The 18874-nt window shown below is 69.7% G+C and carries 12 protein-coding genes; 3 read left to right on the top strand and 9 right to left on the bottom strand.

Annotated features, from left to right (window positions below):
- Positions 1-50 precede the first annotated feature (50 nt).
- The 7 genes from rpoD to argA all read right to left on the bottom strand — a co-directional run bounded on the left by rpoD (position 51) and on the right by argA (position 11032).
- On the bottom strand, positions 51-2222 hold the full coding sequence (rpoD, locus tag VO99_RS03575; protein WP_046111418.1) for an RNA polymerase sigma factor RpoD: 2172 nt from the start codon (positions 2220-2222) through the stop codon (positions 51-53).
- Positions 2223-2484: 262 nt separating this feature from the next.
- The gene (gene dnaG, locus VO99_RS03570; RefSeq protein WP_046111417.1) at positions 2485-4503 is read right to left on the bottom strand and encodes a DNA primase; all 2019 of its coding nucleotides are present in this window, start codon (positions 4501-4503) and stop codon (positions 2485-2487) included.
- A gap of 25 nt (positions 4504-4528) precedes the next feature.
- Positions 4529-7735, bottom strand: coding sequence for a putative bifunctional diguanylate cyclase/phosphodiesterase (locus tag VO99_RS03565; protein WP_232315253.1), 3207 nt, complete (start codon positions 7733-7735; stop codon positions 4529-4531).
- Positions 7736-7881: 146 nt separating this feature from the next.
- Positions 7882-8187, bottom strand: coding sequence for an H-NS histone family protein (locus tag VO99_RS03560; protein WP_046111416.1), 306 nt, complete (start codon positions 8185-8187; stop codon positions 7882-7884).
- Positions 8188-8270: 83 nt separating this feature from the next.
- Positions 8271-9308, bottom strand: a complete 1038-nt coding sequence (locus VO99_RS03555) for a Fe(3+) ABC transporter substrate-binding protein (RefSeq protein ID WP_046111415.1) — start codon at positions 9306-9308, stop codon at positions 8271-8273.
- Positions 9309-9376: 68 nt separating this feature from the next.
- Positions 9377-9673, bottom strand: a complete 297-nt coding sequence (locus VO99_RS03550; RefSeq protein ID WP_046111414.1) for an oxidative damage protection protein — start codon at positions 9671-9673, stop codon at positions 9377-9379.
- Positions 9674-9694: 21 nt separating this feature from the next.
- Positions 9695-11032 carry an amino-acid N-acetyltransferase gene (gene argA, locus VO99_RS03545; protein ID WP_046111413.1) on the bottom strand — a complete coding sequence of 446 codons (1338 nt, stop codon included), beginning with the start codon at positions 11030-11032 and terminating at the stop codon, positions 9695-9697.
- 62 nt (positions 11033-11094) lie between these two features.
- On the opposite strand from argA, the gene hrpA reads away from it, so the two are divergent.
- Positions 11095-14982, top strand: a complete 3888-nt coding sequence (gene hrpA, locus VO99_RS03540) for an ATP-dependent RNA helicase HrpA (RefSeq protein WP_046111412.1) — start codon at positions 11095-11097, stop codon at positions 14980-14982.
- A 157-nt stretch (positions 14983-15139) separates the two neighbouring features.
- Positions 15140-16432 carry a HipA domain-containing protein gene (locus VO99_RS03535; RefSeq protein ID WP_046111411.1) on the top strand — a complete coding sequence of 431 codons (1293 nt, stop codon included), beginning with the start codon at positions 15140-15142 and terminating at the stop codon, positions 16430-16432.
- A 12-nt stretch (positions 16433-16444) separates the two neighbouring features.
- On the opposite strand, the gene serB is transcribed toward VO99_RS03535, so the two are convergent.
- Together serB and VO99_RS03525 are read right to left on the bottom strand one after the other, a co-directional pair.
- Positions 16445-17161 carry a phosphoserine phosphatase SerB gene (gene serB, locus VO99_RS03530; RefSeq protein WP_046111410.1) on the bottom strand — a complete coding sequence of 239 codons (717 nt, stop codon included), beginning with the start codon at positions 17159-17161 and terminating at the stop codon, positions 16445-16447.
- 55 nt (positions 17162-17216) lie between these two features.
- A complete protein-coding gene (locus tag VO99_RS03525; RefSeq protein WP_046111409.1) occupies positions 17217-18329 on the bottom strand; it encodes a methyl-accepting chemotaxis protein in 1113 nt (370 codons plus the stop codon).
- A gap of 162 nt (positions 18330-18491) precedes the next feature.
- On the opposite strand from VO99_RS03525, the gene VO99_RS03520 reads away from it, so the two are divergent.
- Positions 18492-18872 (top strand): RidA family protein, encoded by a 381-nt coding sequence (locus VO99_RS03520; RefSeq protein WP_046111408.1) that lies wholly within the window; start codon positions 18492-18494, stop codon positions 18870-18872.
- Positions 18873-18874: the final 2 nt, after the last annotated feature.

Here is an 18874-nt window from a genome sequence, read left to right as displayed (position 1 = left end):
GGCTCGCGCAAAAAAAAGCCCGGCGGTGCCGGGCTTCGGTGCGCGCAGGATCAGAGGTTGTCCAGGTAGGTGCGCAGCTTGTCCGAGCGGCTCGGGTGCTTGAGCTTGCGGATCGCCTTCGCCTCGATCTGGCGGATGCGCTCGCGCGTCACGTCGAACTGCTTGCCCACTTCCTCCAGCGTGTGGTCGGTGCTCATCTCGATGCCGAAGCGCATGCGCAGCACCTTGGCTTCGCGCGGCGTCAGGCTGTCGAGGATGTCCTTGACCACGTCGCGCAGGCCGGCCTGCATCGCGGCATCCACCGGGGCCACGTTGTTCGTGTCCTCGATGAAGTCGCCCAGGTGGCTGTCGTCGTCGTCGCCGATCGGCGTTTCCATGGAGATCGGCTCCTTGGCGATCTTCATGATCTTGCGGATCTTGTCCTCGGGGATCTCCATCTTCTCGGCCAGCGTCGGGGCATCCGGCTCGAAGCCGAATTCCTGCAGGTGCTGGCGCGAGATGCGGTTCATCTTGTTGATCGTCTCGATCATGTGCACCGGGATGCGGATGGTGCGCGCCTGGTCGGCGATCGAGCGGGTGATGGCCTGGCGGATCCACCACGTGGCGTAGGTCGAGAACTTGTAGCCGCGGCGGTATTCGAACTTGTCCACCGCCTTCATCAGGCCGATGTTGCCTTCCTGGATCAGGTCGAGGAACTGCAGGCCGCGGTTGGTGTACTTCTTGGCGATGGAGATCACGAGGCGCAGGTTGGCCTCGATCATTTCCTTCTTGGCGTCGCGGCTGGCCTTCTCGCCCTGGTTCATCCGCTTGTTGATGAGCTTCAGGTCGTCCAGCGGCACCACGGCCTTCGACTGGATGTCGATCAGCTTTTGCTGCAGCTCCTGGATGGCGGGCAGGTTGCGGCCCATCACGGCGCTGTAGTTCTTGCCGGCGGCCACTTCCTTCTCGGCCCACTGCAGGTTGAGTGCGTTGGGCGGGAAGGTCTTGATGAAGTGGTCCTGCGGCATGCCGCACTTGTCGACCACGATCTTGCGCAGCTCGCGCTCGTAGCGGCGTACGTCGTCCACCTGCTGGCGCAGGATGTCGCACAGGCGCTCGATGGTCTTGACGGTGAAGCGGATGCCGATGATCTCGCCGCTGACCGCCATCTGCGCCTTGTTGTAGGCGCTGGACTTGTAGCCTTCCTTCTCGAAGGCCTTGCGCATGCGGTCGAAGTGCTCCGACAGCGCGTCCAGCTTGACCAGCGCGGCGGCCTTCAGCTCTTCCAGCTTCTTGGTCAGCGCCTTGCTGCCGCCCTGGCCGTCGTCGTCGTCTTCCTCTTCGTCGAATTCGTCGAAGTCTTCCTCGGCCACGTAGTCGTCGGCCTCGTCCTCGGCCACGAAGCCGTCCACCGCCTCGGAGATCTGCATCTCGCCGGCGCGGATCTTCTCGGCCATCGTCAGGATCTCGGCGATGGTGGTGGGCGAGGCGCTGATGGCCAGCATCATGGCCTGCAGGCCGCCTTCGATGCGCTTGGCGATCTCGATCTCGCCCTCACGCGTGAGCAGCTCCACCGTGCCCATCTCGCGCATGTACATGCGCACCGGGTCGGTGGTGCGGCCGAATTCGGAATCGACCGTGGACAGCGCGGCTTCGGCGGCTTCCTCGGCCTCTTCTTCCGTCGCGGTGGTGGTGGAGCCGCCGGCGATCAGCAGCGTGGCGGCGTCGGGCGCCTGCTCGTACACCGCGATGCCCATGTCGTTGAGCATCGAGACGATCGCCTCGAGGATCTCGTTGTCGACCAGCTTCTCGGGCAGGTGGTCGTTGATTTCCTGGTGCGTGAGGAAACCACGGGTCTTGCCCATCTTGATGAGGGTCTTGAGCTCCTGGCGGCGCTTGGCGACTTCCTCTTCGGTGAGCGCGGTCTCGTCCAGGCCGAACTCGCGCATCAGCGCGCGCTCCTTGGCGCGCGACACCTTCATGCGCAGCGGCTTGGCCTTCGCGGCGGGCTCGCCATCGGCGGCTTCGACGGTGTCCACTGCATCGGCGGTGTCGGCCTCGGCCACCTCGGCTTCCGGCTCGCCTTCCAGGTCGGCCTCGATGTCCGACAGGTCGGCGTCGAGCGTGGCCTTGTCCTCGTCACCCTTCTTGCGCCCGGCGGCTTTGCCCTTGGCGGCAACGGGCTTCTTCTTGTCTTCGGCCTTGGCCTTGGCGGGGGCGGCGGCGGTTTTCTTGGCGGTCATGCGAAATCCTCGAAAGGTGAAGGCTTCTCAGGCGCGGTCGTGAGGCAACGGGCGGGCGGTCGGCGGGAAAGCGGGGTGGTTCATGACGGCCCGCAGGCTTCGATGTGCGGGCGGCGTCGGCGCATTCAAAGGCTGTTGGGCGCGTGACGACCGCTGTCATGGTGTCCGGCTGCTGACCTGCAGGGCCCCTCGGCTTGGCTCGGCAGTGGCGGTGAGGGCCTTGCCGCTGGAAGGAACCGCGGATTATACCCGTGAAACCGAGTTACGGCTCGTTGGACGCGGCGGCCTCGGCGCGGCGCTGGCGCAGCCGCTGGCAGTGCTCTGCCAGGCGGCGGTAGCTCTCACGTGCGGCCGCATCGGCCGCCATCAAGGGTGCCAGCGCCTCCATCTGCGCCTGGGCGGCGGCGAGCAGGCACTGGTCGAGCGCGGCGCGCAGCTGCTGGAACTGGGCCTCGTCGTCGGCCGGGTCGGGCGACAGCACGCGGCGCGCCGCCTCCGCGAGTGCCGGGTCGGCGTCGATGGCCACACGCAGCACCGCCCACGGCCGCGCGCCGTGGTCGTGCAGGTCACGCTCCAGCCAGCGCAGCAGCTCGCCGTGCACGCCGTCGAAGCCGTGCAGCAGGTCGAGGTCGTCCGGTGCGAGCTGGTCCCACCACTCTGCATGCGTGAGCAGCATGTGCACGATGCGGTCCTCGGGCTTGCGCGGCGCACGGCGCGGCGTGGCGGGCGGCGCGGGCGCGCGCCAGTCGCCGCGGCCGCCGCCGTTCCAGCCGCCGGCCTTGCGGGCGCCGCCCCACTTGCCGCGGCCACCGTCGCGCGGCGGGCCGGCGGGCCGGTATTCGGCGCCGCCGCCACCGGGCAGGGGCGCATGGCCGGCGCTGCCCGGCATCAGCACCGCATCGGCCGCGGCCTGGCCGCCGTCGTCCTCGTACACGTCGTGGCGCGGCTCCTGGCGGCCGCCGCGCGGGGCGGGTGCATGCACCCACTGGGCGGCCAGCTCGGCATCGGGCACGCCGGCCTGGCGGGCGATCTCGGCGCGCATCTGGCGCGACAGCGCGCCTTCCGGCGGCAACGCCGCCCACAGCGGCCGGGCCTGCGCCAGGAAGCGGGCACGGCCCTCGGGCGTGGCCAGGTCGCAGCCTTCGGCGGCCATGTCCAGCATCTGGCGCGACAGCGGCAGCGCCTCGTTCACGCAGCGCTCGAAGGCTTCGGCGCCGAATTCGCGCACGTACGAATCGGGATCGTGCTCGGCGGGCAGGAACAGGAAGCGGATGGTGCGGGTGTCGCTGGCGAACGGCAGGGCGGCCTCCATCGCGCGGCTGGCGGCGCGGCGGCCGGCGGCGTCGCCATCGAAGCTGAAGACCACCGATTCGGTGAAGCGGAACAGCTTGCGCACATGCTCCTCGCCGCAGGCGGTGCCCAGTGTCGCCACCGCGTTCTCGAAGCCGAGCTGCGCCAGCGCCACCACGTCCATGTAGCCCTCGACCACCAGCGCATAGCCGCGGGCGCGCATGGCGGCGCGGCCTTCGAACAGGCCGTACAGCTCGCGGCCCTTGACGAATACAGGCGTCTCGGGCGAGTTCAGGTACTTGGGCTCGCCGCGGTCCAGCACCCGCCCGCCGAAGCCGATGACCTCTCCCTGCACCGAGCGGATCGGGAACATCACCCGGTCGCGGAAGCGGTCGTAGCGCTTCTCGTCGGCATCGCCTTCGGCCGCATGCAGGATCACCAGGCCCGATTCGGCCAGCAGCGGATCGTCATAACGCGGGAACACGCTGGCCAGGTTGCGCCAGCCGTCGGGTGCATAGCCCAGGCCGAAGCGGGCCGCCACCTCCCCGGTGAGGCCGCGGCCCTTCAGGTAGTCGATGGCGCGCGGGCTGGCGCGCAGCTGCTTGCGGTAGTGGTCGGCGGCGCGGGCCAGCACGTCGGTCAGGCTGGCCTGCTGCTCCTTCTGGCGGGCGGCCTGGGCGCGTTCCTCGGGGTTGCGCTCGTCGTCAGGCACTTGCAGGCCCACCTGCTGGGCCAGGTCGGCCACCGCCTCGCGGAAGCTGGCGCCGGTGTGCTCCGACAGGAACTTGACCGCATCGCCCGAGGCGCCGCAGCCGAAGCAGTAGTAGAACTGCTTGCTCGGACTGACGGAGAAGCTCGGCGACTTCTCGCCATGAAAGGGGCACAGCCCCATCAGGTTGGCGCCGGTCTTCTTGAGCTGCACATGGCGGCCGACGACGTCGACGATGTCGACGCGGGACAGCAGCTCCTGGATAAAACCGGCGGGAATCATGCCGGCAGTCTAGCGAGGCGCCCGGTCAGGCCACCTGCGGCGGCGGCGGGCCCTCGGCGGCCGGCGCCACGGTGAACAGGCCGCGGTAGGCGGTCACCCAGGCCAGCACGGCGGGCGCGCGCATCGGGCTGGCGATGCCATGGCCCTGGCCGATGTCGCAGCCCATGTCGATCAGCAGCCGCGCCTGCGCCGGCATCTCCACGCCTTCGGCCACCACGCTGCAGCCGAAGGTGCGGGCCAGGCCGATCACGCCTTCCACGATGGCCAGGTCCTGCCGGTCGTCCAGCATGTTGCGCACGAAGGATCGGTCGATCTTCAGCACGTCCACCGGCAGCCGCTTGAGGTAGGTGAGGGTGGAGTAGCCGGTGCCGAAGTCGTCCAGCGAGAAGCGCACGCCCAGCCGGCGGCAGCGCTCCAGCAGGGCGGAGGTGTAGTCGATGTCGGCCAGCGCGGCCGTCTCCAGCACCTCCAGTTCCAGCCGCTCGCCCAGCGGCCGGGCATGGCGGGCCAGCATCTCGGCCAGGCGCTGGGCGAAGTCGGCCTCCTGCAGGTGGCGGGCCGAGACGTTGACGCTGACCGACAGGTCCAGCCCCTGGCGCTGCCAGCGGGCCAGCTGCTCCAGCGCCTGGCCCAGCACCCAGTCGCCCACGCGGGCCGACAGGCCGGTGTGCTCGATCAGCGGCAGGAACTGCGCCGGGGAGATGACGCCGTGCTCGGGATGGTTCCAGCGCAGCAGTGCCTCCATGCCCAGCACCGTGCCGCGGCGCATGTCGACCTTGGGCTGGTAGTACAGCTCCAGTTCGTGGTTGTCCAGCGCCTCCTGCACGCGGCCGATGGCCATCACGCGTTCCTCGGTGCGGCGGCTGTGCTCGGGGTCGAAGAAGCTGTAGCCGTTGCGGCCCGACTGCTTGGCACCGTACATCGCGTGGTCGGCATGGCGCAGCAGGGTATCGGCATCGCTGCGGTCCAGCGGGTAGACGGTGGCGCCCACGCTGGCGGTGACGGTGACTGGTTCGGCGCCGGGCTCGATGGCATAGGGCTGCGAGATGACGCGCAGCACGCGCTCCACCGCCAGCCGGGCCTCGTCCAGCGTGCCGGCGCGCAGCAGCAGCACGAACTCGTCGCCGCCCAGGCGCGCCGCGGCATCGGACCAGGCGGCATTGCTGCGCAGGGCGCCGCGCAGCCGGTGCGCCAGCTCCACCAGCAGCCGGTCGCCCGCCGCATGGCCGAAGCGGTCGTTGACTGGCTTGAAGTGGTCCAGGTCGAGGTAGCACACGGCCAGCAGCGTGCCCTCGCGGTCGGCCGACGCCATGGCATCGGCCAGCATCTGCGCCAGCCGCGCGCGGTTGGGCAGGCGTGTCAGCTCGTCGAACAGCGCCTGGCGCTCCAGCCGCTGGCGCTGCAGGTGCTGCTCGGTGATGTCGGAGATCACCAACACGTGATAGCGCGGCTGGCTGTCCGGCCCCAGCACCGCGGTGATGGTGACCTGCAGCGCGCAGGGGTCGCCGTTGCGGCGGCGGTCCACCACCTCGCCGCGCCAGGTGCCGGTGGCGCGCAGGCTGGCCCACATGCTGCCGTGGGTGGCGGCCGCGGCAGGGTCGCCGCTGGGCGTGCCGGCACGGGCGGCGGCCAGCAGCGGCGGCACGGTGCCCAGCAGCTCATGGCGGGAGACGCCCATGATCTGCGAGTAGGTGGGATTGACGTCCAGCACCCGCAGGTCGGCATCGGTGATCAGCAGGCCTTCGTGCAGGTGCTGGAACAGACGGGCGGACAGGCGCTGACGCTCCTCGTTGGCGCGGCGGTCGCCGATGTCGGCCAGCGTGGCGATCAGGCGGCTGGGGGCGCCGCGGCCGTCGCGCTCGGCCACCAGCATCTGCACATGGAACCAGCCCCAGCCGGTGGCGGTCTTCAGGCGCAGGTCGTGGCGGTAGGCGTCCTCGCCCGGGCTGTGCAGGCGCTGCAGCGCCTCGCGCTCGCGGTTGCGGTCGTCGGCATGCACCTGCGCCAGCCAGGCCTGGGGCGGCGGCAGGCTGGAGGGGCCGGCGGCATCGGCCGTGCCCAGCAGCGCCTGCCAGCGTGGCGAATGCACGCCGCGTCCGGTGGTCAGGTCCCAGTCGGCCACGCCGACGTCCGCGGCCTCCAGCGCCAGCCGCCAGCGGCTCTTGACGCGGCGCAGCTCGGCCGCACCGCTCTGCACGATGAGCACCAGCAGTCCGCAGCAGGCCAGGTAACCCCACAGCAGCAGCAGCGCATGGCCGCGGTCGCCCCGGCTGCCGAAAGGGCCGTGGCCTGCTTCCAGCGTGAGCAGTGCGCCGATGGCCAGCACGCCCAGGGTCGCCGAGGCCCAGCGGCCGGCGCCGCGCGCCGCCATCCAGGCCAGTAGCACCGGCGGCATGAACACCAGGGAGGCCTGCGCGGCCGACAGCGGCGCGGTGCCCAGCCAGGCGCCCCAGCCGGCGGCCAGCGTGGCCACCGCCAGCAGACAGGAGCCGGCCAGGCCGACCGTGCCCGGCTCTGGCGCCGCCACCGCCGCAGTCATCGGGGCGGTGCTGGCCGCGGCGTGGGCTGGAGAACCGGAGGGTGCCAGCGTGGAGGGGCCGGCCGGATCGACCGCGGGCGGCTGCGGGCGGCTGGCCGACGGCAGGCGGCTGCCGCGGCCCAGCCACGGCAGGCAGCCCAGCAAACCGCCCGCGGCCGCGCCCATGCCGGCCAGATAGCCGGCCGCCAGGGCGGACAGGGAGTCATCGCCGTGCACGGCCCACATCAGCGCATGCCAGGCGGCGGCCAGCGCCGCGCTGCCCACTACCGCGGCGCTCAGCAGCCGCGCATCGCGCACGCCGGGCATGCCGGCCTGGAACCGCTGGCGCGACAGCCAGGCCGCGCCCAGCCAGGGTGCCGCGGTTTCACCGGCGGCCAGCAGCAGGGCGCTGGTGGGTGACTCGCCAGCCAGCAGGTGGGCGGCGAGCAGCCCCGCCGCCACGGCCCCGGCCATCGACCGGCCCCAGGACAGCAACGCGCCCAGCGCGATGCCGGCGGGCAGCCAAAGCAGGGCGGGCCCCTCGTCGATGCGGCCGTGGCGCAGGGCCAGCAGGCCGAGCGCGGCGCACAGGCCGGCCACCAGGACCGCCCGCCCCAGCACGCCGGCGTCGGGCCGGGCGGCAAAAGGCGTGGCCGCCGGAGCGTCGGCGGCAGCGGTGGCGGCAGGAGAGGAGGGGGGCGGTAGCGAGGACACGAAGCACCACAACAACGCGTGCGGCGACATAACACGCGCGGTGCGCGCTACCGGATGCTAGGACCTGCCGTGGGGGCAGCGCAACCAGATGTGGAGTTTGTCTGGCAAGTGTGGCGCCGGCGCCGCCAAAGGTGCCGGCGCGGCGATCAGATGGCGAAATCGGAAAGCTGCTTGCCTTCGGCCAGGGCGGCCTTCAGCCATTTGGGTTGCAGGCCACGGCCCGACCATGTTTCGCCGGTATCACCGTTGCGGTATTTGGCTGCCACTTTCTTGGGCGTGCCTTCGGCGCGGGGAGGGGCGGCGCGTTGGGAAAGATCGGCCAGGGTCAGCCCGTGTTCGGACATGATCGACTTGACCTTGGCGATGGCGTTTGCACGCTCCTCGCGTTGCGTTTCAGCAATCTGCTTTTCGAGCGATGCTTTCTGGGCCAGGAGTTCTTGCAGCGTTGCCAATCGGGTCTCCTCAGACAATTCGGGCACGCGGCGAATATATCATCGCCGCGTGCCCGCGAGAAGACGAGCGAAGGGAAAGCGGCTTACTTGAAACCCACCCTGTCGAGCATTTGCTGCACCTTGCCCTGGTTGACGCCGACGGCCGACACGGGGATGGTTTCAGACTTGAATGTGCCCAGCGATTCCAGCGCAGGATTGGACGGTTTCACGCTGGCCACCGCCGGCCATTCGTTATTGCCGTTGGCGAAGTAGATCTGGGCTTCGTCGCTGGACAGATATTCAAGGAACTTCACCGCGGCTTCACGGTGGGGTGCGTATTTCGCAACGCCGGCACCGGCGATGTTCAGATGCGTGCCCCAGCTTTGCTGGTTGGGGAACACCACGGCCACCTTTTCAACCACGGCGCGGTCTTCCGGCTTGGTCGAGCGCATCATGCGCGCGAAGTAGTAGCTGTTGCTGATGGCGATGTCGCATTCGCCGGCGGCTACGGCCTTGATCTGGTCGGTATCACCGCCCTTGGGATCGCGCGCCAGATTGTCCTTGACGCCCTGCAGCCAGGCCTCGGCCTTTTCCGGGCCCATGTGCTCCACCATGGCGCCGAACAGCGACAGGTTGTAGGGATGCGAGCCGGAGCGCGTGCAGATCTTGCCCTTGTTCTTCGGGTCGGCCAGCGACTCGTAGGTGGCCACGTCGGCCGGCTTGACCTTGATCTTGTTGTAGATGATGACGCGGGCGCGGGTGGACATGCCGAACCACTGCGCGCCGTTGCCGGTGTCCTTGCCGCGCAGGTTGGCAGGGATGCGGCTGTCGAGCGTGCTGCTCTTGACCGGCTGGAACAGGCCGTCGGTTTCGGCGCGCCACAGGCGGGCGGCGTCCACCAGCAGGATCACGTCGGCGGGGCTGCTGGCGCCCTCGCTCTTCAGGCGGGAGAGGATGCCGGAGTCGTCGCCGTCGACGCGGTTGATGCGGATGCCCGTCGCCTTGGTGAAGTTGGCGTAGAGCGCCTCGTCGGTCTGGTAGTGACGGGCGGAGTACAGGTTGAGCACCTGCTCCTGCGCATGGGCGGGCGCCTGCAGCGCGGCCACGGCGGCCGCGGCCAGGAACACTCTCGAAAGGGACATGGGGCTCCTCAGCGGGATCAGTCGAAGACGGAGCCAGTATAGAAGCTATCGAGAATGATTCGCGTTAATCAACTGGCGTTGCCGGGGGCTTGCGGATCGCTCGGCGGCACGTAGCCGGTGGGCTGCTCGGCGCCTTCGCCGAAGAAGAAGCGCTCCATCTGGCGCGCCAGGTATTGGCGGGCGCGGGCATCGGCCAGATTCAGGCGGTTTTCGTTGACCAGCATCGTCTGGTGCTTCTTCCAGGCCTCGAAAGCTTCCTTGCTGACGTTGTCGTAGATGCGCTTGCCGAGCTCGCCCGGATAGGGCGCGAAGCTCAAACCCTCGGCTTCCTTCTTCAGGTAGATGCATTGGACGGTGCGGGTCATCGGGGTTCTCCGGGCAAAGGGTTACTGAAGGTGCTTGACCAGCACTTGCGAGCGCCGGTCCCAGTTGTATTTGCGCTTGCGCGCCTCGGGCAGCCAATCCGGATCCACCGGCTGGAAACCACGCTTGATGAACCAGTGCATCGTGCGCGTGGTAAGCACGAAAATGCTGGCGAGCCCCATCGACCTGGCGCGCTGCTCCACCCGCTTGAGGATGCGCTCGCCATCGCCCTGGCTTTGCACCTGCGGGCTGATGGTGAGTGCCGCCATTTCCGCGGTGCCGGCCTCGGGATACGGATACAGCGCCGCGCAACCGAAGATCACGCCGTCGTGCTCGATCACGGTGTAGTTGGCGATATCCCGCTCGATGGAAGTGCGTTCGCGGCGCACCAGGGTGCCGTCGCGCTCGAAGGGTTCGATCAGCTGCAGGATACCGCCGACGTCGTCTGCGGTGGCTTCACGCAGGCTCTCGAGTTTTTCGTCCACCACCATGGTGCCGATGCCGTCGTGGGTATAAACCTCCATCAGCAGCGCGCCGTCCTGGCTGTAGGGCAGGATGTGCGAGCGCTCGACGCCTTCGCGGCAGGCCTTGACGCAGTGGCGCAGGTAAAAGCCCGGCTCGGTGGGTTTGGTGGCCGGCAAAACCGCCAGCAGTTTTTCGGCGTCGGCCAGCGCCAGTTCGGTATCGATGTCGCTTTCCGGGTCGTCCTGCTTTTCGCGGATACCCGGCACCTCGGTCATGAACATCAGCTTGTCGGCCTGCAGCGCGATGGCGGTGGAGGTGGCCACGTCTTCCATCGTCAGGTTGAAGGCCTCGCCGGTGGGCGAGAAGCCGAACGGCGACAGCAGCACCACCGCGCCGCTGTCGATGGTGCGGCGTATGGTGATCGCATCCACCTTGCGCACGATGCCGCTGTGCATGAAGTCCACGCCGTCGACGATGCCGACCGGCCGCGCGGTGAGGAAGTTGCCCGACACCACCCGCACCGTGGCATTGGCCATCGGCGTGTTCGGCAGGCCCTGGGAGAACGCCGCCTCGATCTCGAAGCGCAGCTGGCCGGCGGCCTCCTGCGCGGCGTCCAGCGCCGGCGCGTCCGTGATGCGCAGGCCGTGGCTGAATCGCTCGGGGTGGCCCTTGGCGCGCAACTGCTCGCTGACCTGCGGGCGGAAGCCGTGCACCAGCACCAGCTTGATGCCCATGGCCTGCAGGATGGCCAGGTCTTGCGCGAAGGCACTCAGCTTGCCGGCGGCAATGCCCTCGCCCGCCATGGCCACCACGAAGGTCTTGCCGCGGTAGGCGTGGATGTACGGCGCTACCGAGCGAAACCAGGGCACGAAGGTATGGGGAAATATGAGGTTCATCGACGTACGGCTTTCGGGGCCGGGCATTGTGCCGCAGGGCACCTCGTCATAATCCGCGCCCCGTGAGTTCAGCCCCCACCCCTGCCGCCGGCGTCGCCGCGCTGGCCATCGAATTTCCAGAATCCCTGCCGGTTTCGGCGCGACGCGAGGAGATCGCGCGCCTGATCGCCGAGCACCAGGTGGTCATCGTCTGCGGCGAGACCGGCTCCGGCAAGACCACCCAGCTGCCCAAGATCGTGCTGGAGCTGGGCCGCGGCAGGATCAACGGCGGCAAGCTGATCGGCCACACCCAGCCGCGGCGCATCGCGGCCAGCAGCGTGGCCAAGCGCATCGCCGAGGAGCTGAAGACCCCGCTGGGCGAGGTGGTGGGCTACAAGGTGCGCTTCCAGGACCGGCTGCAGCCGGGCGCCAGCGTCAAGCTGATGACCGACGGCATCCTGCTGGCCGAGACGCAGACCGACCCGCTGCTGCGCGGCTATGACACGCTGATCATCGACGAGGCGCACGAGCGCAGCCTGAACATCGACTTCCTGCTCGGCCACCTGCGGCAGATCCTGCCGCGCCGGCCCGACCTGAAGATCATCGTCACCTCGGCCACCATCGATGCGGAGCGGTTTGCGAACCACTTCGCGGGCAGGAATGGCCCGGCCCCGGTCATCATGGTGTCCGGCCGGTTGTTCCCGGTGGAACAACGCTGGCGCCCCTTCGAGGAAAGCCGCGAATACGGCCTGAACGACGCCATCGTCGATGCGGTGGACGAACTCTGGTCGGGCCGCATCGGCGGCGACATCCTCGTCTTCCTGCCCGGCGAGCGTGAAATCCGCGAGGCGGCCGACCACCTGCGCAAGCACCTGGCGCACCAGCCGGCGCACCGGCACGCCGACATCCTGCCGCTGTTCGCAAGGCTGTCGCAGCAGGAGCAGGACCGGGTGTTCTCCACCGGCGGCGCGCCGCGGATCGTGCTGGCCACCAACGTGGCCGAGACCTCGTTGACGGTGCCCGGCATCCGCTTCGTGATCGACGCCGGCCTGGCGCGCGTCAAGCGCTACAGCTACCGCAACAAGGTCGAGCAGCTGCAGATCGAGCCGGTGAGCCAGGCCGCGGCCAACCAGCGCGCCGGCCGCTGCGGCCGCGTGGCCGATGGCGTGTGCATTCGCCTGTACGACGAGGCCGACTTCACGGCCCGCCCGCGCTTCACCGACCCCGAGATCCTGCGCTCGTCGCTGGCTGGCGTGATCCTGCGCATGAAGTCCCTCAAGCTGGGCGACGTGGAGGACTTTCCGTTCCTCGAAGCGCCGCCTCGCAAGGCCATCGCCGACGGTTATGCGCTGCTGGGCGAGCTGGGCGCGGTGGACGACGACAACGCGCTCACGCCCATTGGCCAGGAGCTGTCGCGCCTGCCGCTGGACCCGCGCGTGGGCCGGATGATCCTCGAGGCGCGCGAGCGCGGTTCGCTGGCCGAGGTGCTGGTGATCGCCAGCGCGCTCAGCGGCCAGGACGTGCGCGACCGGCCGCTGGAAGCCGCGCAGGCCGCCGACGAGAAGCACAGGAAGTTCGACGACGAGAAGTCTGAGTTCATGGGCTACCTGAAGCTGTGGCACTGGATCGAGCAGGGCCGCGGCGTGCATGGCCATGCGGGCAGCGAGGCGCCGGTGGACACGCCCAAGCTGAGCAACCGCCAGCAGGAGCAGCGGCTGCGCGAGAGCTTCGTCTCGCCGCGGCGGGTGCGCGAGTGGCGCGACATCCATTCGCAGCTGCTGACGGTGGTGCGCGAGCACGGCTGGCGCCAGAACACCCAGCCGGCCACCTACGAGCAGGTGCACATGGCGATGCTGGCCGGCCTGCTGGGCAACATCGGCCTGAAGAGCGAAGAGGACGACTGGTACCTGGGCGCGCGCGGCATCAAGTTCTGGAAGCATCCCGGCGCGCACCTGAGCAAGAAGCCGGGCCGCTGGCTGGTGGCCGCGGAGCTGGTGGAAACCACGCGGCTGTTCGGCCGTGGCCTGGCCGCCATCGAGCCCCAGTGGATCGAGCGCATCGCCGGCCACCTGCTGAAGAAGCAGCTGCTGGAGCCGCACTGGGAAAAGAAGGCCGGCGAAGTGGTGGCGCTGGAGCGGGCCACGCTGTACGGCATCGTCGTCTACAACAACCGGCGGGTGAACTATGCAGCGGTGGACCCGGCCGGCGCGCGCGAGATCTTCATCCGCGAAGGCCTGGTGCAGGACGAGTGGGACACGCGGCTGCCCTTCCTGGCGCACAACCGCAAGCTGATCCGCCAGGTGCAGGAGCTGGAACACAAGGCCCGGCGGCAGGACGTGCTGGTGGACGACGACCTGATCTTCGCCTTCTACGACCAGCAGCTGCCCGCCGACGTGACCAGCGGCCCGGCGCTGGAGCGCTGGTACCGCCATGCCGCGAAGGAGCAGCCCGAGCTGCTCAAGCTCACCCGCGACGAGCTGATGCGCCACGAGGCCGCCGGCATCACCACCTCGGCCTTTCCGAAGGTGGTGCGGCTGGGCGGCGTGGACTGCGCGGCCACCTACCTGCACGACCCCGGCGACGCCAAGGACGGCGTGACCGTGACCGTGCCCATCTATGCGCTCAACCAGGTGAGCGACGAGCGCTGCGAATGGCTGGTGCCCGGCATGCTGAAGGACAAGGTGCTGGCGCTGGTGAAGAGCCTGCACCAGCGCCCGCGTTCGCGCCTGGTGCCGCTGCCCGACTATGCGGCCGAGTTCGTCGCGACCGTGCCGTTCGCGCAGGGCAGCCTGATGGACGTGCTGCTGAAGGCGGTGCGCGACCGCACGCAGCTGGCCGTGCAGCGCAACGACTTCAAGCTGGAAACGCTGCCGGCCCACCTGTTCATGAACTTCCGCGTGGTGGACGAGCATGGCCGCCAGCTGGGCATGGGCCGCAACCTCGCTTCGCTGAAGGCGGAGCTGGGCGGCCAGGCGCGCTCGGCCTTCCAGGCGCTGGCGGGGTTGAAGCTGGGCAACGCCGCCGCGGCCGAGCCGGCTTCGGCGCCGGCAGGCAAGGGGGCCCAGCGCGTGCCCGCGCCTGCCGGCGACGGCCGGCCCGCCGCGCCGGCCGAAAACAAGCCCGCCGCGGCCTACACCGCCTGGACCTTCGGCGAGCTGCCCGAGCTGATGGAGATCCGCAAGGCGGGCCAGACGCTGGTGGGCTTCCCGGCGCTGATCGACAAGCGCACCCATGTCGAGATCGAGGTGTTCGACGAGCCCGACGTGGCCGCCGCCAGGCACCGCGCCGGCCTGCGCCGGCTGGTGGCGCTGGCCATCAAGGAGCCGCTGAAGTACCTCGAGAAGAACATCCCCGACCTGCGGCAGATGGCGGTGTGGTTCATGCCGCTGGGCACGCAGGAGGAACTGCGCGACCAGATCATCGACGTGGCGCTGGACCGGGCCTTCCTGGCCGACCCGCTGCCCACCGATGCACGCGCCTTCCAGGCCCGCATCGACGAGGGCCGGGCGCGGCTGAACCTGATCGCGCAGGAGGTGGCGCGCATGGCCGGCACCGTGCTCGTCGAGCATGCCGCGGCGCTGCGCAAGCTGAAGGACAGCCGCGCGCCCAAGGAGGTGGCCGACGACGTCACCGCGCAGCTGCAGCGGCTGGTGGGCAAGCGCTTCCTGCTGGACACGCCCTGGGCCGCGCTGGCCCACCTGCCGCGCTACCTGAAGGCGGTGGTGCTGCGGCTGGACAAGCTGCGCGCCGACCCTGTGCGCGACGCCCAGCGCCTGGCCGAGCTGCGGCCGCTGGAGCAGCGCTACACCCGCCGCATCGCCGAGCTGAAGGGCACCGCTGATGCGCGGCTGAACGAATACCGCTGGCTGCTGGAAGAACTGCGGGTGAGCCTCTTCGCCCAGGAGCTGCGCACGCCGCAGCCGGTGAGCGCCAAGCGGCTGGACAAGGCCTGGGCGCAGCTCAGCAGCTGACGACCCGGTTCGTCGTGGCAGACGCTCGCCATCGCCCGAGCCATGGCTGTGCCTGGATGATCAGCTATTCTTTTCCTATTCATCTTCGATTCGTCTGCGATTCGTTTGTCATCCATTCGCCAGTCGACTCGTGGCGGTGCAGGTGTAGCATGCGGCCATGGAGACGCCCCTGCAGTTTGAACTTCTGTCGACGCTGAAGCAGCTCGGCGTGGCCAGCTCGGCGCAGCTGCAGGCGGCCACCGGGCGCAGCCAGCCGACGCTGTCGCGGCTGCTGCGTGGGCTGTCGTCCGAGGTGGTGGCCCTGGGCAGCGGGCGGCAGACGCGTTATGGGCTGCCGCAGCCGCTGCTGGGCGCGCCGGCGGTGCAGCCGCTGCTGTGGGTGCTGCCTGACGGGCAGGTGCAGCGCTGGGGCCGGCTCAGCTTCCTGCAGGGGGACCGGGTGCACGTACAGGCCGAGGGCATGGACAGCCTGACGCAGGCCGGGTTGCCGTGGTTCCTGGCGCCGCTGCGTGCGCAGGGCTTCCTTGGCCGCGTGCTGGCCCGGCAGTGGGCGGTGCGCGGGCTCGATGCCAACCCCGAGCGCTGGTCGCTCGAGCAGGTGCTGGCCACCGCGCTCACGCTGCATGATGCCCCCGGCGCCATCGTGCTGGGCGAGCCGCCGGCCGCGGGCAGGGCGCCGGTGCCGCAACCCGGCGTGTCGCCCGACCTGGATGCCCTGGCGGATGCGGTGGCGGCCACGCTGCCGGCCGGGTCTTCCGCCGGCGGCGAACAGGCCAAGTTCCTCACCCATGAAGAAGCCGGTCATCCCCTCATCGTCAAGTTCACGCCGCCGCTGGCCACACCCTTCGGCGATCGCTGGCGCGACCTGCTGCAGGCCGAGGCACTGGCGCTGCAGGTGCTGGCCGACTGGGGCGTGCCAGTGGCCGCCAGCGAAGTGGTCGAGACGGGCCGGCGTGCCTTCCTGGTATCTCGGCGTTTCGACCGCCTGCCGGGTGGTGGCCGGCTGCATGTGGTGCCGCTGGACGCGGTGCACGATGCCTTCGTGGCCGGCGGCCGCCAGCACTGGGGCGCCACCTGCCATGCGCTGGAGCGCCAGCGGCGGCTGCCGGCCGGTGCCGGCATGCAGGCCGAGGCGCTGCTGCATTTCGGCCGCCTGATCGGCAACACCGACATGCACTTCGGCAACCTGAGCCTGGTGGTGCAGCCGCAGGGCGTGCCGGGCGGCCGCTTTGCCGGCCTGGCGCCGGTGTACGACATGCTGCCGATGCGCTGGCGGCCCGATGCGGCGATCGGCCTGGTCGACATCGAGCCGTTCAGCCCCGACGAGCTGGCCATGGGTTCACCGGCCCGCGCCCCGGCGCTTCAGTTCTGGCAGCGGCTGGCCGACCTGCCCGCGGCCTCGCGGCCGCTGCGCCGCACGGCGCAGGCGATGGCGCAGCGCCTGCGCTGAGCGCAGCCCGGGTCAGGTCGGCCGCACCACTTCCAGCAGCCGGTCCAGGCCGCCTTCGTTGATCGCCACCATGGCCTGCTCACGCACCTTAGGCTTGGCGTGGTAGGCCACCGAGAGGCCGGCCACGCCCATCATCGGCAGGTCGTTGGCACCGTCGCCCACCGCGATGGCCTGCGCCGGCAGGATGCCGTGCTCGGCGCAGGTCGACAGCAGCATGCGCTTCTTCTCGTCGCCGTCGCAAATGTCGCCCCAGGGCTGGTCGACCATGCGGCCGGTGAGCACGCCGTCGGCCACTTCCAGCACGTTGCTGCGGGTGGCGCCGATGCCCAGCCGGTCGCGCACATGGTCGGTGAAGAAGGTGAAGCCGCCCGAGACCAGCAGCGTCTTCAGGCCGGCGGCCTGGCAGGCCCGCACCAGCGCCTCGGCGCCCGGGTTGAGCTGCAGCCGCTCGTCCAGCACCTGCTGCATCGCGCTCACCGGCACGCCGGCCAGCAGTGCCACGCGGCGGCGCAGGCTTTCCTTGTAGTCGGTGATCTCGCCGCGCATCGCGGCTTCGGTGATGGCGGCCACCTCGGCCTTGCGGCCGGCCGCATCGGCGATCTCGTCCACGCATTCGATGTTGATCAGCGTCGAATCCATGTCGAACGCGATCAGCTTGAAATCGGCCAGCGCCAGCGGGGGCGTGAAGCCTTGCGTCACCAGGCCGGGAAGGGGCGTCGAAGAGGGCATGGGAGGGCCGCGCAAAGCCCGGAATTGTAGGTGCGCGGGCCTGCCGACCCGGCGTTCAGCCCACCACGCGGAAGCCGCTCATCGCGCCCTTGAGCTTGTCCGATTCACCCTTGAGCGACTGCGCGGCGGCGGACACCTGCTCCACCAGCGCGGAGTTCTGCTGCGTCACGCCGTCGATCTGGGCCAGCGCCTCGTGGACCTGGCCGATGCCCAGGCTCTGTTCCTGGCCCGCATGCGAGATGGCGCTCATCAGCGAGGAAGCATGGGTCACGCGTTCCAGCAGCTCGCGCATCGTCTTGCCCGCCTGGTCGACCAGCGCCGAGCCGGCGCCGATCTTCTCGGTGGAGTCGCCGATCAGCGTCTTGATCTCGCGCGCCGCGGTGGCGCTGCGCTGCGCCAGGCTGCGCACCTCGCCCGCCACCACTGCGAAGCCGCGGCCTTGTTCACCGGCGCGGGCGGCTTCCACCGCGGCATTCAACGCGAGGATGTTGGTCTGGAAGGCGATGCCGTCGATCACGCCGATGATGTCGGCGATGCGCGCCGCGCTGGCATTGATCTCGCCCATGCGGCCTTCCACGTCGCGCATCAGCTGCTCGCCGCGGGTGGCCACGTTGCTGGATTCCAGCACCACGCGGTTGGCTTCCTCGGCATTGCTGGCATTGGTGCGCACCGTGGCGGCCAGCTCGTCCATCGAACTGGCGGTCTGCTGCACTGCCGAGGCCTGGCTCTCGGTGCGGGCCGACAGGTCGGCATTGCCGTTGGCGATCTCGTCGGAAGCGTTCTTCACCATCTCCACGCTGCCGCGCACTTCCAGCACCATCGCGCGCAGCTTCTTGCGCATGCTGTTGAGCTCGTACCGCAGCCAGGAGACTTCGTCCTTGCCCGGCGACTCGATCTTGGTCTCCAGGTCGCCGCCGGCAATGCGGATGACGGCCTGCACCGTGTCTTCCACCGAGCGCTTGATGCTGCCGCGGATGAGCATTGCGGCGATGGTGATGACGCCCAGCGCGGCGGCCGTGCCGATGCCGATCGACCACGCGGCGCCAGCGGCGCCCAGCCCGTGGAGTTGGTGGGCGGCCGATCCGCCGATGCCGGCCAGGGCGGCCCCGGCCAGTCCAAAGCCGATCGTCGTCCTCTTCACGAGGCTGACCTTGCGCACCCAATCCATGACCGTGTCTCCTGCATCGAACCGCTGCCCGAACTACCACAGCACCGGGCCGGCCGTGCAGCCATATCGACGCGCCCGCCCAGCCGCTGAAGGCACCGCGGGGCCGCGGGTGGCCGTGCTGGCGACGATTAGAGTGGCAAGCTCAGGAACACGGATCGCCAGATGAAAAAAGTGATAGATGTCGGCCTGCCGGCGCTGAATCAACCATTTTCGTGGGCCACCCAGGCCCAGGGGCTGCTGTTCACCGCGCACGGCCCGGTGCGGCCCGACGGCAGCATCGATACCGGCCCGATCGAAGACCAGGCGCGGCTCACCTTCGCCAACCTGCGGCAGGCGGTGCAGGCGGCCGGTGGCACGCTGGCCGATGTGACGCAGGTGCTGATCTACATGACCGACGTGCAGGACATGAAGGCCATCGACGCGGTATACCGCGAGTTCTTCGAGGCACCGTATCCGAACCGTTCCAGCATGGGCGTGTCGGGCCTGGTGGTGCCGGGCATGAAGATCGAGATCGTCGCCTACGCCAGCATCGGTCCAGCCTAGCC

The sequence above is a fragment of the Aquincola tertiaricarbonis genome (genome assembly GCF_000969605.1).
In the GTDB taxonomy this organism is placed as follows: Bacteria; Pseudomonadota; Gammaproteobacteria; order Burkholderiales; family Burkholderiaceae_C; genus Aquincola; species Aquincola tertiaricarbonis.
Note: the sequence above shows the minus strand (reverse complement) of the source record. Positions and strands in the feature narration are given on the sequence as shown.